Origin of the sequence: Nesterenkonia sandarakina (assembly GCF_013410215.1) — a bacterium.
GTDB classification, from domain to species: domain Bacteria; phylum Actinomycetota; class Actinomycetes; order Actinomycetales; family Micrococcaceae; genus Nesterenkonia; species Nesterenkonia sandarakina.
Genome location: NZ_JACCFQ010000001.1, coordinates 2,766,374 through 2,780,813, shown reverse-complemented (window position 1 = coordinate 2,780,813; position 14,440 = coordinate 2,766,374). Strand labels below are relative to the sequence as shown.

At 67.8% G+C, this 14,440-nt stretch carries 11 protein-coding genes and 1 tRNA gene; 8 read left to right on the top strand and 4 right to left on the bottom strand.

Annotation, left to right across the window (positions count from 1 at the left end):
• The gene (locus tag HNR11_RS12680; RefSeq protein WP_179442672.1) at positions 1-1,101 is read right to left on the bottom strand and encodes an NAD(P)-dependent alcohol dehydrogenase; all 1,101 of its coding nucleotides are present in this window, start codon (positions 1,099-1,101) and stop codon (positions 1-3) included.
• A gap of 475 nt (positions 1,102-1,576) precedes the next feature.
• On the opposite strand from HNR11_RS12680, the gene HNR11_RS12675 reads away from it, so the two are divergent.
• Positions 1,577-3,187: a peptide chain release factor 3 gene (locus tag HNR11_RS12675; protein WP_179443017.1), complete on the top strand. Its 1,611-nt coding sequence runs from the start codon at positions 1,577-1,579 to the stop codon at positions 3,185-3,187.
• A gap of 165 nt (positions 3,188-3,352) precedes the next feature.
• A complete protein-coding gene (locus tag HNR11_RS12670) occupies positions 3,353-3,898 on the top strand; it encodes a hypothetical protein (protein WP_179442671.1) in 546 nt (181 codons plus the stop codon).
• A gap of 13 nt (positions 3,899-3,911) precedes the next feature.
• Here the strand turns inward: HNR11_RS12670 and HNR11_RS12665 are convergent, their stop codons facing one another.
• Positions 3,912-6,002 carry an acyltransferase family protein gene (locus HNR11_RS12665; RefSeq protein WP_179442670.1) on the bottom strand — a complete coding sequence of 697 codons (2,091 nt, stop codon included), beginning with the start codon at positions 6,000-6,002 and terminating at the stop codon, positions 3,912-3,914.
• Between the two features lie 207 nt (positions 6,003-6,209).
• On the bottom strand, positions 6,210-7,418 hold the full coding sequence (tgt, locus tag HNR11_RS12660; protein WP_179443016.1) for a tRNA guanosine(34) transglycosylase Tgt: 1,209 nt from the start codon (positions 7,416-7,418) through the stop codon (positions 6,210-6,212).
• 188 nt (positions 7,419-7,606) lie between these two features.
• Between tgt and HNR11_RS12655 the strand changes: the two genes are divergently transcribed.
• From HNR11_RS12655 to HNR11_RS12635, 5 genes are all read left to right on the top strand, one after another.
• Positions 7,607-8,689 (top strand): putative sulfate exporter family transporter, encoded by a 1,083-nt coding sequence (locus HNR11_RS12655; RefSeq protein WP_218849705.1) that lies wholly within the window; start codon positions 7,607-7,609, stop codon positions 8,687-8,689.
• A 37-nt stretch (positions 8,690-8,726) separates the two neighbouring features.
• Positions 8,727-10,277, top strand: coding sequence for an Rv2578c family radical SAM protein (locus HNR11_RS12650; RefSeq protein ID WP_179442668.1), 1,551 nt, complete (start codon positions 8,727-8,729; stop codon positions 10,275-10,277).
• 91 nt (positions 10,278-10,368) lie between these two features.
• Positions 10,369-12,159: a gamma-glutamyltransferase family protein gene (locus HNR11_RS12645; protein ID WP_179442667.1), complete on the top strand. Its 1,791-nt coding sequence runs from the start codon at positions 10,369-10,371 to the stop codon at positions 12,157-12,159.
• A 135-nt stretch (positions 12,160-12,294) separates the two neighbouring features.
• Positions 12,295-12,615, top strand: coding sequence for an antibiotic biosynthesis monooxygenase family protein (locus HNR11_RS12640; RefSeq protein ID WP_179442666.1), 321 nt, complete (start codon positions 12,295-12,297; stop codon positions 12,613-12,615).
• Positions 12,616-12,694: 79 nt separating this feature from the next.
• A tRNA-Arg gene (locus HNR11_RS12635) sits at positions 12,695-12,770 on the top strand.
• Positions 12,771-12,949: 179 nt separating this feature from the next.
• Here the strand turns inward: HNR11_RS12635 and HNR11_RS12630 are convergent.
• Positions 12,950-13,294, bottom strand: coding sequence for a hypothetical protein (locus HNR11_RS12630; protein WP_179442665.1), 345 nt, complete (start codon positions 13,292-13,294; stop codon positions 12,950-12,952).
• A 316-nt stretch (positions 13,295-13,610) separates the two neighbouring features.
• Between HNR11_RS12630 and HNR11_RS12625 the strand changes: the two genes are divergently transcribed.
• Positions 13,611-14,336, top strand: a complete 726-nt coding sequence (locus HNR11_RS12625) for a hypothetical protein (RefSeq protein ID WP_179442664.1) — start codon at positions 13,611-13,613, stop codon at positions 14,334-14,336.
• Positions 14,337-14,440 lie beyond the last annotated feature (104 nt).

The following is a 14,440-nucleotide window of genomic DNA, read 5'->3' as shown; positions in this document are numbered from 1 at the left end:
CTAGAACACCACGATCGGCTTGAGCGTGGTCCCCGCGGCAGAGTCGGCGAACGCCTTGTTGATCTCAGCGAAGGGGTAGCTCTTGGTGAGCTTGTCGAAAGGGAGCTCTCCATTTTGGTGCAGCGCGATCAGGCGCGGAATGAACTCCTTAGGCACCGCGTCGCCCTCGATCACCATGCTGATGGTGATGCCAGAGACAAGCAGTGTGCCGATGTCGAAGGGCGCCTCGGTGCCCAGCTTGGCGGCGCCGACCAGGGCCCCGTGGCCCTGAACCCCGAGGGACTTCGTCATCTGGGAGAACACCGGGGGCACGCCCGTGGTGTCTAATGCGTACTCCGCGCCGCCACCGGTGATCTTCTTGACCGCCTCGACGGGGTCTACCTCCTTGGAGTTCACGGTATGGGTCGCGCCCAGCTCCTCGGCGAAATCCAGCCGCTCGGCGACGATGTCGACCATGATGATCGTCGTGGCTCCGGCGGCCCTGGCCGCGAGCATCCCGGCCATGCCGACTGCCCCGGTCCCAAAGATCACGATGGAGGAACCGGGCTTGGGGCGCAGCACGTTGAGCACCGCGCCGGCGCCGGTCATGATGCCGCAGCCCAGCGGTCCCAACAGCTCAAGCGGAGCGTCCTGGGGAACCTTGACCGCACCCTGGGCGGGAACATTGGTGTACTCGGCGAAGGAGGACTGGCCGAAGAAGTGCGAGCCCACCGACTGCCCTGACTCGGAGCTGAAAGCGGTGGAGCCGTCCTCGCGCTGCGCGCCGAAGTTGTGGTCGTAGAAGGTCTCGCAGTACATCGGGTGACCCGAGAGGCACTGCTGGCAGGATCCGCAGAAGGACGGCCCGAGGACGACCTTGTCACCGACCTCGAAGCCTGACACCGCAGAGCCGATCTGCTCGACGACGCCGGCACCCTCGTGGCCCAGCACCACGGGCTGGGGTACCGGGTACCACTGGTCGCGGATGATCGCGTCAGTGTGGCAGACGCCGGAGGCGACCATCTTGATCCGGAGTTCATCGGGGCGGGGCTCATCGAGGGTCAGCTCGCGGAACTCCAGGTCGGTTTCGGGGGCGACGGCGACTGCTGCCTGGGTCTTCATAGGTGCTCCTTCATCGAGAGATGTCAGGACGGTGACGAGTGGCCAATAAGTTCCGCCACACCCAACATCGCATCCTCACCGGGTGGGCGACGCGGCCTGGCGACGTTACGCCCACGCTACTCCCCGGGCGGATCCGGGGTGCAGAATTTGCCCCCTCCGTCCTCGTGAGGTGCGCAACCTGGATCGGTCGCACCTCTATGCGATGTCCCAGCGTTATTTCGGCCCAAAGTCATGGGACATGGCATACGGATGCGACAGATTGCCGCGAGGCGGCCCGAGGTGTCCCGGGGCGATGCGTGGTGTCCCGAGGAGGCCCGAAACGGCCCCGACCGGTCCCATGCGGGTCCGGTGTGCCGGCAGCGCGTCGCGGGCGCAGGCGGCGCCGGGTCACGCCCCACTGTCAGCTGTGACCGCCCTCTCAGCGCCGCGGGAGAATTCAACTCTCTCGCGGCGGAAGCGTAGAGTCAGAGATGTGATGGAAGCAGATACCAAGCAGATCCTCAAGCAGGCCTTGTCGCGACGCACGATCGCAGTGATCTCGCATCCGGATGCGGGCAAGTCCACGTTGAGCGAGGCGCTGCTGCTGCACTCCAACGCGATCACCGAGGCCGGTGCGATCCATGGCAAGGCGGGCCGCCGGGGCACCGTCTCGGACTGGATGGAGATGGAGAAGGCCCGCGGGATCTCCGTCAGCTCTGCCGTGCTCCAGTTCACCGTCGGGGACGCGATCGTGAACCTGGTGGACACCCCCGGGCACGCAGACTTCTCCGAAGACACGTTCCGCGTGCTTGCAGCGGTGGACGCGGTGATCATGCTCATCGACGCCGCCAAGGGCATGGAAACCCAGACCATGAAGCTCTTCGAGGTCTGCAAGGCCCGCGGACTGCCGGTGATCACCGTGATCAACAAGTGGGACCGCCCGGGCCAGGATGCCCTGGAGCTGGTCGACGAGATCCTCACCCGCACCGGTATGCGCTCGATGCCGCGGAACTGGCCCGTCGGAGACTCCGGGCACATGCTGGGTCTGCTGAACCCCGAGGCGATGACCATGAACCGCTACACCCGCGCCCCCGGCGGCGCGAAGAAGGTCCTCGCTGAGAAGCTCTCCGCGGAGACCGCCGAGGCCGAATATCCACTCGAGTTCCAGACCGCAGTGGAGGAGTCCTCACTGCTGGAGCTCGAGGATCAGTTCTACGACCGCGACGCCTTCCTCGCCCAGGAGGCTACCCCGCTGTTCTTCGCCTCAGCGGTGCAAAACATCGGCGTCGAAGAGCTGCTGCACTTCATCATGGAACAGGGGCCGCCGCCGCAGGCTCGCCCCGACGCCGAGGGCACCCCGTATGAGCTGACCTCTGACTTCAGCGGCTACGTCTTCAAGGTCCAGACCGGCATGGACAAGGCCCACCGGGACCGGATCGCGTTCATGCGGATCTGCTCCGGAGTCTTCGAACGCGGCATGGTCGCCACCCACGCCCAGTCCGGGAAGCCGTTCCCCACCAAATATTCCCAGCAGGTCTTCGGCCGGGACCGCACCACCGTGGACACCGCCTGGCCCGGCGACGTCGTCGGCCTGGTCAACGCCTCCACGCTGCGTCCCGGAGACACCCTTCATGCCGGGCAGTCCGTGCTGTTCCCGCCGTTCAAACCCTTCGCCCCGGAGCACTTCCGGGTGGGCAAGACCGGGGACGCCTCCAAGCACAAGCAGTTCCGCAAAGGCATCGAGCAGCTGGACCGCGAAGGCGTCATCCAGGTGTTCTACTCCGAACGGCGCGGCCAGCAGCGCCCGGTGCTCGGCGCCGTCGGGCCCATGCAGTTCGAGGTCGTCTCAGCCCGGATGGAATCCGACTTCGGCGCCGCGGTCTCCTTCGACGCTCTGGACTACTCGGTGGCCCGAGACATCGACGACGAGGCGGCGGCAATCCTGAGTGAACGCCAGGACTGCGAAGTGCTCTACCGCAACGACGGCACACCTGTGGCGTTGTTCCGTGACCCGTGGAGGCTGCGCACCGTCCAGCGCGACCATCCGCACCTGCTCCCGGATCCTCCGGGCAGCGCCACCAGCGCGTCGGTCTCCGCACGGAGGTGACCGATCGCCGAGGGCTGCAGGCATCGCATGCAGAACCCTCTTGGAAGGACCACCATGCACGCCGGGAGCACTCCCCGCAGATGCCCATCAACGCCGTCAAGCTCGACTGAGGTCGCTGGCCGGTGAGGGCTGGCAGGTGCACCTCATCGGCGTAGCCTGGAATCCATGGTCAGGATGCACAGCACCGCCGCCATCGAGCGCACCACACATCGTGGCTGGGACCAGTGGGTCACCGCCCTCGACGACGCCGGGGCCGCCGCCCTGCCGCACCGTGAGATCGTCGGGATCGTCTATGACCACATGCCGGCCCACGTGGAGAACCACGGGTGGTGGGCCCAGAGCGTCGCAGTCGCCTATGAGCAGCACCACGCGCTGCGCCGGCCGGGGGAGACCCGCCCCGGGGAGTTCCAGGCCTCGGTCTCGAAGACCTACGCCGGGAGCATGGACGCCGCGTTCCAGGCCTGGTTGGACCTGGTCGCCGGGCGCGGGGACTTCGGCGGTGTCGCGATCACAGGCGAGCCCGGCACCTCGGCCACCGAACGGTGGCGGTATTGGCGGGCCGGCCTGGCCGACGGCTCCCGGGTGGCCGTGACCATCTCGGAGAAGTCCCAGGAGAAGTCCTCGGTCGGGGTCGGACACACCAAGCTGGGCTCGCCCGAAGAGGTCGCCCGCTGGAAGCTGATCTGGCGGGAGCTGCTGGGCGAGCTCTAGGCGATCCGCGCGCTCAGAACAGGTGCGGCATCTCCTGGCGCAGCCGATCCTCCAGCAACGGGGCCAGAGATTCGATGTAGTGGTTAGAGAGGTGGCTCTTGTCGTAGTAGACGGCCACGTTGCCGATCACCGCCGGGCAGACCTGGTCCTCGCAGAGATGCTCGGTCATGTCCAGGGTGTAGAGGCCGGCGGGCAGGTCGGGTGCGGTGAGTGGGTTGTCCTGCTGATAGCTCACCGGGTCCATTCCGCAGCTCTGCGCGTCCCCGCCCTCGGCCAGGCAGTCCGCCACGGAGTCTTCACGTCGGGGGGTGCCGCGCATCAGCAGCACCTCGGAGCCGCGATCCATGATCTGTTGCCATTTCTCGGGCGCCCCGGACTCGATGTTCTCCGGGCCGTCGTCGTTGGGCACTCGGCTGCCTGCGGTAAAGACCAGGTCCGGGCTGCGCTCGGTGATCACATCGAGAAGATTCAGGTTCCACTCATGGCACTGGTTGCCCTCAGGGTCGGTGGGCTCGGTGAGCAGGCACGCGGACTTGTCAGCGATCAGAAGCTCCCAGTTGTGCTCCGCCGCGAGGATCCGCCAGGCGTGGTGCCACTGTCCGGCGTGTGAACCCCCGGTGATCATCACCGTCAGGTCAGGCTCGGCAGGACTGTCAGGATCTTCGCAGACCAGGACCTCCCCGCGGTTCTCGCCGTCGCCGAACTCCTGCCGGCAGCCCCAGTCGTAGTAGTCCGGACGAGTCTGCGCCAGGGTCTGCACATCGGGGATGAACTCCACACCCTTAGGGGCCTCGACGCCCTCCAGGGTCGCCAGCGCCCCCGGATAGTCCTCCTGTTCCAGCTCCGCCAGAGCGGGAACCGAGCTGCGCTGGGTCTGCATCTGGTGGATGCTGAAGCTGCTCGCCGCACCCCCGATCAGCAGCACCGTCGCCGCGAAGGCCAGAGGAACCCGCGGCGGGATCCGCGATGCGGACCGGCTCAGAGGCTGCTCCACCCACCGGTGGGTCAGATACGCCAACACCAGAGAGACGGTGAGCACGATCAGCGCCCCGCGCCCCCCGAGCGTCGAGTAGTCCCGGATCTCGAGATAGAGGATCAGCAGCGGCCAGTGCCAGAGGTAGAGCGCGTAGGCATGATCACCGATCCAGCCGAACGGCCGGGTGGAGAGCACCCGGGTCGCCGATCCAGCGGAATCCTTCGCGCCCCCGTCGGGGCCTGCCGCAGCCAGCACCAGGGTCAGGCCCAGCAGCGGCCACAGCGCCCAGGGGCCGGGGAACAACTGTGCCCCGTCGAAGAGGAAGCCGGTGCTGACGATCAGGCCGACCCCGGCCCAACCGGCGACGCCCCGCAGGCGCCGCGGAAGTCTCAGCCAGGAGCCCAGCAGTGCCAGCATCCCGCCGAAGCCGAGCTCCCAGAGGCGGGTACGGGTCATCAGGTATGCCTCATCCTGGTTGACCTGTCCCTGCACCGCCGCGTAGCAGAAGGAGACCAGCACGATCAGCCCGGTCATCACCGCCATCACCGCGATCGGGCTGCGCCGGATCCGCTTGGAGATCATGACCGCGGCCAGTGCCACCAGGGGCCAGAGCAGGTAGAACTGGCCCTGCACCGAGAGTGACCAGAAGTGTTGGAACGGACTCGTCTCGGGTCCGGCCGCACCATAGGTCAGCTGCGAGCTGATCAGTTCGAGATTCTCGAAATAGAGCAGCGAGGCGCGGGCCTCAGCGAGAAGCTGCGCGTGCCGGGTCTCCGGGAACACGAAGAGCCCGGCGAGGGTGGTCACCAGGATGACCAGGGCTGCCGCAGGGAGCAGCCGTCGGGCAAGCCGGGCCAGGTAGCGGCCGACCTTGATCGTCCCGCCGCTCTCGACGGCTTCGCGCAGCAGCATCGCGGTGAACAGGAGGCCCGAGATGGCGAGGAAGATGTCGATCCCGCCGGAGACTCGACCGGCGCCGAAGAGGTGAAAGACCACCACCCCGAGGATCGCAAGGCCGCGCAGCCCATGGAGCTCCGGACGGTACCGGCGTTCCGGCGCCACCCAGGAGGCGGCCGGGTCCAGGGCGGGAGCGTGGTCGCTCGCCGGTGCGGGGTGGCGCAAAGTCATCCTGCCCTAGGTCGAAGCCAGACGTGCCGACTCACTGACCGCTTGGTTGTACAGGGTATCGAGTCGTGAGCCAGTTCACCGCAGGCGGGCCTGAAGTGCAACTCCGACGTGCGCCCGAGAGGCCGCTGATCAGGGCCTCAGCTGATTACTGACGGGTTTCTCGGCACGCGATCGACCGGCCTCACAGCGGTGCCGGAGCAGTTCCTGCTATCTCCGGGCCCCGGCCTGGTAGCGGCCCAACGTGGCGTCGCGGAACTCGTAGAAGCGCCCCTGCTCGATGCTGGCCCGGATGTCATCGACCATCTTGATCGTGTAGTGCTCGTTGTGGATCGTGCACAGGGTGTTGTAGAGCATCTCCTTGGCCTTGAAGAGGTGATGCAGATAGGCCCGGGTGTAGTTCTGGCAGGTGTAGCAGGTGCACTCATCATCGATGGGGGAGAAGTCCCGTTTGAACCGGGCCTGCGGGATGTTGAAGCGACCATCGGGGTGATAGACCCGGCCAGTGCGCGCCACCCGGGAGGGCGAGACGCAGTCGAAGGTGTCGGCACCGTTCTCGATCGCGGTGAAGAAGTCTTCGGGCTCGGAGATGCCCAGCAGGTGGCGGGGCTTGTCCTCCGGGAGCTCCTCGGCCATCCAGCTCACGATCACCCCGAGGTTCTCCTTGTCCAGGGCGCCGCCGATCCCAAAGCCGTCGAAGCTCTGTCCGTTGATCTCCATGGAGCCCAGATCCTTGGCCGCCTTGCGGCGCAGATCTTCGTACTGGGCGCCCTGCAGGACCCCGAAGAGCGCCTGGTAGGGGCGGTGGCTGCGTTCTTCGGTGAGATCGCGGTGCGCGACGAGGCAGCGTTCCGCCCAGAGTCGGGTGCGCTCCAGCGAGGTCTCCTGGTAGTCACGGGTGTTGAACAAGGTGGTCAGCTCGTCGAAGGCGAAGATGATGTCCGCGCCGATCTCATGCTGGAGCTTCATCGAGATCTCCGGGGTGAACCGGTGGGTGGTGCCGTCGATATGAGACTTGAAGGTGACGCCGTCGTCGTCGACCAGTGCGAGCCGCTGCTTGTTCGGAGCCACGGCGGCGTCATTGGGCACCACGGAGGCGTCCATGCTGATGACCTTCTTGAACCCGGCGCCCAGGCTCATCACCTGGAACCCGCCGGAGTCGGTGAAGGTGGGCAGCGGCCAGTTCATGAACCGGCCCAGGCCCCCCGCGGCGTCGAGCACATCGGTGCCGGGCTGCAGGTTCAGGTGATAGGCGTTGGCCAGCGCCGCCTGGGCGCCGACCTCGAGGATCTCGTCCGGACGCACCGATTTGATCGTGGCCTTGGTGGCCACCGGGATGAAGGCGGGTGTCTTGATGTCACCGTGCGGGGTCCGAATGGTGCCGGTGCGCCCCAGTGCGCCCGGGATCCTGGCCTCCACCGCGAAGCCGAAGGAGTCCCGTCCGGCCTGGGGGTGCGGCGCGCCCTCCTGTGATGCGGACCCCTGCGAAGCGGACTCCTGCGATGCGGTGTCCTCAGGGGTGGTCCTCTGGAGCGGGTCGGACGGGGTCTCGGTGTTCAGCTGATTCGGCACCCGGTCAGTCTAGGCGAGGGTCCTATGCTTATCCGGTGCCTACAGACTCCTCCCGCACCGCTTCGCTGACCTCACGGCTGAACATCCTCTGGCGAAGCACCGCCGAGGCCCTTCCCGGCGTGGCGCTGGCGCTGATCCTCGCGGTCGCCGCGCACCGGTTGATCGCAGAGCTGATCCCGGTGGTCTCCGGACTGCTGATCGCGGTGCTCGCCGGGATCGCGCTGCGCAGTCTGGGCTGGGTGCCGTCCTGGGCTGAACCGGGTCTGCGCTGGGCGGCGAAGAAGCTGCTGCGCGCCGGGATCGTGCTGCTCGGGCTTCAGCTGGCTCTGGGGGATCTGCTCGGGCTGGGCTGGGAGGTGCTTGTCGTCGTCGCGCTGACTGTGGCGGTGACCTTCTTCGGGATGATCGCGCTGGGCCGTGCGCTCAACGCGCCGCGGGGCATGACCATGCTGCTGGCCACCGGCACCGCGATCTGCGGGGCCTCTGCGGTGGCCGCCGCGGCGGCGGCGATCGACCGCGGCGACGGCAAGGACGACGACGGCGCTCCCGTCCAGTCCGCGGCTGCGGCGGCAGTCGCCGTGGTCACCCTCTACGGCACCCTGGCGCTGCTGGCGCTGCCTGCGCTCGGGGCGCTTCTGGGTCTGGGAGAGGAGGCGATTGGTGTCTGGATCGGGGCCAGCGTCCACGAGGTGGGACAGGTGGTCGCCGCCGGGGGAGTGGTGGGCGCCGCGGCGCTGGCCACCGCGACGCTGGTGAAGCTGGCCCGGGTGGTGCTGCTGGCCCCGGTGGTGGCAGGGATCAGTCTGAGCCGGCGACAGCGACGCGCTGCCGCCGCGGGTGGGGAGCAGGGGCCGCGGCCGCCGCTGATCCCGCTCTTCGTGCTGGGCTTCTTGGCGATGATGGCGCTGCGCTCGGTGACCGAACTGCCGAACTCGGCCCTCGACTTCTCCGCGGAGGTGACCACGATGCTGCTGACCACTGCGATGGTCGGCGTCGGGGCCTCGGTGGACCTGCGGCGACTGCTGCGGGAGGGCGGGTCTGCGCTGGTCCTCGGCGCCGGCGGCACGGTGCTCGCGGTGGGGACCGGGCTGGCATCGGTGCTGCTGCTGGTGGGCTGACCTCGACAGTGATTCGAATCTATGTTCGAATAGCTCCATGAGGTGGCAGGGTCAGGCGGTGCAGGAGGGTGAGGCGGCTGCGCTCATCCCGCTCAAAGGGCTGATGCGCTCGGTGCGCACCCCGGAGTTCGAGGGTGTGACTTTCCACGAGGTGGCCGCGAAGACCGCGCTGAACAAGGTGCCGGGTCAGTCGAACATGCCCTTCTCCTGGACTGTGAATCCCACCCGGGGCTGCCTGCATCAGTGCGTGTACTGCCTGAGTCCGGAGACACTGATTCTGATGGCGGACGGTCGCCAGAAGCTGCTCCGGGATGTCAGGGTGGGGGATGCCGTCGTTGGCACAGAGTTCGATGGCAAGTATCGCCGGTTCGTCCGTTCGGAAGTGTCGGCGAAATGGCGCACGGAGAAACCTGCTTTCCACGTCACCCTCCGTGACGGCACAGAAATTGTGGCCAGCGGAGACCACCGGTTCCTGACAGAGCGTGGCTGGAAGTATGTGGCCCCTTCCGAGGAGGGGGCGCGGCGTCCAGCTCTGACGGACCACAACCGACTCATGGGCTTCGGGCTCGGCATGTCTGCTGAGTCGTATTCGGAGCCGGCGGACGCAGGAGCTGTGGCGAGCCCCGTGGGAAGCCTGGTGGAGACCAGCGACTCCTTGTCGATCACCGGGATCGAGGCGCTGGGCCGCAGTGAATCTCTGATTGACATCACCACCAGCACCGGTGACTTCATCGCCAACGGTGTGGTGAGCCACAACTGCTTCGCGCGGAAGACCCACGAGTACCTCGACCTCGACGCAGGACGCGACTTCGACACCCAGATCATCGTGAAGACCAATGTCGCTGAGGTGCTGCGCGCCGAGCTGCACCGGCCCTCCTGGAAGCGCGAACACGTGGCGCTGGGGACCAACACCGATCCCTACCAGCGCGCCGAGGGCCGCTACCAGCTGATGCCCGGAATCATCCGGGCGCTCGCAGACTCCGGGACGCCGTTCTCCATCCTGACCAAGGGGCCGCTGCTCAAGCGGGATCTTCCGCTGCTGCAGGAGGCCGCTAAGCAGGTGCCCGTCTCGGTGGCCGTGTCCCTGGCCGTGCTGGATCCTGAGCTGCAGCAGAAGGTGGAGCCGGGAACACCTGACCCGCGGGCGAGGCTGAATCTGATCCGATCGATCACCGACGCCGGGCTGGAGTGCTCCGTGCTGGCCATGCCGATCCTGCCCTGGCTGACCGACGGCGACGAGCGCATCGACGCGCTGCATGCCGCGCTGGCCGAAGCCGGAGCCAGCTACGTCACCACCGGGGCGCTGCACCTGCGCCCCGGCGCCAGGGAGTGGTTCATGGCGTGGCTGGCCAGGGAGTATCCGGCGCTGGTGGCGAAGTATCGCCGGATCTACGGCGGGGGGTCCTATGCCTCCAAGGAGTACCGGCACTGGCTGGCTGACTCGGCGCGCGCGGCCAGGCGTCGCCACGGCTTCGACGCGCCCGCGGACCTGATGTGGCGGGAACGCAATGATCCGGACTCCCCGGTGCCGGCGCAGGGTGGACTCGCTGGCGCCGCGGCGGGGCCGGCGCAGCCGGCACTCTTCTGACGCAGCCCATCCCGTAGTCTGGTTTGCATAAGCAACTAAAGCGGCGGATGAGTGTTCTGCTCGATCGTCGCCCCGACGCCTCAGGAGTGCCATGACGTTCACCCACGCCGAGACCTTCACCACCAGACCCACCCTGCAGGGCCACTTCGGGATGACCGCCTCCACGCACTGGCTGGCCACGGCCTCCTCGCAGGCAGTGCTGGAACGCGGCGGGAACGCCTTCGACGCCGCGGTGGCCGGGGCCTTCGTGCTGCATGTGGTGGAACCGCATCTGAACGGGCCCGGCGGCGATATGGTCGGGATCTTCGCCACCGCAGACGCCGGGTCGACGCCGCAGGTGCTCATGGGCCAGGGCCCTGCGCCGGCCGGGGCGCTGATCGAGCACTACCGAGCGCTCGGGCTGGAGAGTGTCCCGGGTGCCGGTGCCCTCGCCGCGGCCATCCCGGCCGCCGTCGACGCCTGGTTGGTGCTGCTGCGCGACCACGGGACTTTCAGCCTCGCCGAGGTGCTCGACTACGCCATCGGCTACGCGCAGGAGGGTCACCCGATCCTTCCCGGTGCGGTCCGGGCGATCCGGGCCGTCGCCGAGCTCTTCCAGGAGCACTGGCCGACCTCGGCCGCGCTGTGGATGCCCGAGGGCAAGGTCCCCGAGCCCGGGCAGATCATCCGCAACCCCGAGTACGCGCAGGTCCTGCGTGAGCTCATCGCCGCCGGTGACGGCGTCGAAGGGCGGATCGCGCAGATCGAAGCGGCCCGCACCGAGTGGAAGACCGGGCGCGTGGCCCGCTCGGCGGCCGAGTTCGTGAAGACCCCGCACCGGCACTCCGACGGCGGTGACTACGCCGGAGTGATCACCGCCGAGGACTGCGCCTCGCACAGCGCCGGCTACGAAGACCCGGTGTCCATCGAGTTCCGCGGGTACACGATCGCGAAGTCCGGCCCCTGGGGCCAGGGGCCCGCGCTGCTGCAGGCGCTGAAGATTCTCGAGGGCTACTCGGACGAACAGCTGGATCCCGGCACCGAGACCGGCGCCCACCTGACCCTGGAAGCGCAGAAGCTGGCCCTGGCCGACCGCGACACCTACTACGGAGAAGTCCCGGTGGACCTGGAACACCTGCTCTCCGAGGACTACGCCGCCCAGCGCCGCGGCTTGATCAGCGAGCAGGCCTCCGCTGAGTTCCGCCCGGGAGAGGTTCCCGGGGTGGAGCAGGTGCTGCCGGCCCTGGTGGACATCTCCGATGCGGCGACGGGCGCCGGCGCCGGGGAGCCGACCGTCTCCAGGTCAGGGGAGACCAAGGGGGACACCTGCCACATCGACGTGGTGGACCGTTGGGGCAACATCGTCTCCGCGACCCCTTCCGGGGGGTGGCTGCAGTCCTCTCCGGTGATCGAGGGTCTTGGCTTCTGCCTGGGCACCCGGCTGCAGATGACCTGGCTCGATGAGCGCTCCGCCTCTCGGTTGGAGCCCGGCAAGCGCCCTCGCACCACGCTGACCCCCACATTGGTGCTCAAGGATGGCGCACCGTGGATGGCGCTGGGCACCCCGGGCGGGGACCAGCAGGACCAGTGGCAGCTGCCGATGCTGCTGCGCATGCTGATCGGCGGTCACACCGCACAGCAGGCCATCGACGCTCCCACTCTGCATACGACGTCGATGCCCGGCTCCTTCTGGCCACGCGCCTGGGAGCCCGGCGGGGCCGTGATGGAGGACCGGCTGGGCGCCGAGGTCATCGAGGGACTGCGCCGACGAGGGCATAAGGTCACCCTCGCCGGGGACTGGGCCCTGGGTCGGCTCTCCTGTGTGACGCGGGATCCGCAGACCGGGCAGCTGGGCGCCGCCGCCAACGCCCGCGGCGCCCAGGGCTACGCCGCCGGGCGCTGAGGCGGCACGGGTGCTCAGGCGGCTCGGACGCTGAGACGGCCCGAACGCTGGTGCCGCGGCGTGTTCGATGCCACTCGGGTCCTCGCGCCGTCACGGTCCTGGTGTGAAACCCGGTGCTCTTGCGATGATGACCCTATGACCATCATCAAGATCAACGCGATCACTGTTCCTGCCGATTCCGGCGATGAACTCGGCAGCCGGTTCGCCGCGCGGCGACATTCCATGGAGGGCACCGAAGGCTTCGAGGGGTTCGAGCTGCTCAAGCCCACCGATGACCGCACCACCTGGCTGGTCATCACGCGCTGGGCCAGCGAGGAGGCCTTCGAGGCATGGCGCACCTCGCGGGACTTCCAGAACTCCCACAGCGGCGGCGAATCCGACTCCGCAGAGCCGCCCAAGAAGCCGGTGGGCATGTCCGCGGAGCTGTGGAGCTACACCACCTCAGTGACCGGCTAGGTGGAACCGGCACGGTGCTGGTAATCTAAATCGGTCGGTTGCTCGAGGAACCCAGTTCCTCGAATTGCACAGCCGGCGGGCCTCCGTAGCTCAGGGGATAGAGCGTTGGTTTCCGGTACCAGAAGTCGCAGGTTCGAATCCTGCCGGGGGCACCAGTCAGAAGAAGGTCCGCATCCTTGTCACTCAAGGGATGCGGACCTTTTTGTGTCATTCCTCAGCCGGGTGGACACCGGGGCGCAGGCGCACCGCGGCCGCACCGCGCCGCTGCTCTGCGCCGATCCCGCCGGTAGGAACAGGTCCGTGCTGGGGCTTCGCGCGCCCAGGCCAGCCCGATTCAGCCGGCGGAGCGCGCAAGCAGGGCGAGCCCCCAGCGCCGCTGCTCCCGCGAGGGCCCAAGATTCAAGCACTGGCTCAATGCCATCTGCAGCATGTTCCACTGTGGGTCCGGCCACGAGCTGTCAAGGATCTCGAAGGGTGCCGCATGGCTGAACGAGCCGTACCACACCTCGATGCGCGGGCCGCCAGAGCTCGCGGCGTCGCCGGTGAGCAGATCGACTCCCCGCACGCGAACCGTGTACCCCTCCAAGGTGGCCTCATGCGGAGGGCCATCAATGGCATGGCGTCGCAGGGCTCGAATGAGTCGGGTGGTCAGCGAAAGCGGCATCTTCTGCATAGTCATCCAGTGGTCGGCGTCACATTATGTGCTGGCCGGAATGCTATATGAACTTTAGTCTCTAGGGAATCCCGATCACGGGTGTGTCCCACCGAGGGCCGTCGCGGAGGCGCCTCTCAGACGTCGCCCGCGCTCAGGAGTCGATGCCCGCTGGCTCAGCATCGGCAGTCAGAACGCAGAACTCATTGCCCTCCGGGTCCATCATGTGGCCTGGGCGAAGGGGTCCGCGGCGTCGATGCAGAAGTTGGCGATGCGAGAGACCATGCTGCAACGGTATCTCTCTGACTGAGGCCTGATCAGGAGAAGCCCCTAACCTGGGTCTATGAACACCGCACCCGCCCAGGAAGAAGACGAGCGCGGATCCGAGTCGACGAGGCGGCGCACCTCGGCCGCCGCCCGGGAGCTCGCCGAGACTGCGAGCGGCAGAGCCTCCCGGGAACGCGCCGAGGAGCTTCAGGAACGATGGGAAGACCGGCTGGCCTGGCCGGTGCTGATCGCCGCCGTCGTCTCCGTGCCCGCGGTCTTCCTCACTCTGCTGGACGAGCCCTTCGAGATGATGGGACACGTCGGGCTCTGGATCACCAGTGTCGTGCTCATCGCCGAGACGCTTGTGCTGTTCCTGGTCTCACCCAGGAAGATCGACTGGCTGCTGCGCAACTGGTGGCTGGTGGGCCTGAGCGGGCTCGTCGTCGTCGCCGTGGTCTTCAGCATCGGCCCGATGCAGCTGCTGCGGCTGCTTCGCAGTGTCGGCGCGCTGCGGGTGCTGCGCGCGAAGCAGGTCGCCAAGGCCGGTCATTCGCTCCAGAAGGTGGGAGCGTCGCGGTGGTGGCAGCGCCTGGGCACGATCCTGGCCACGTTCGTGGTGACCGCATTCGTCGTGGTGGCGCTCGTGGACCCGGAGTCCCCGGCCCGGTCGTTCTTGGATGACCTGGTCGGTGAGGAATGGGCCATCCCCGCCGCCATCGGCGCCGGCCTGTTGCTCTTCGGCGCGACCTACCTGCTGGTGCGCCAGCCGAAGACCTCCGAGAACTCAGAGCAGCGGGCCTAGACCAGGGTCCTGGCGGGCCACCGCCGCCGAGCCCGCCGGACCACCTTCAGCCGAGCTCGGCTGCTTCTGCGCTCGCGCTCGGGGGGCGCATCCCAAACCTGCTG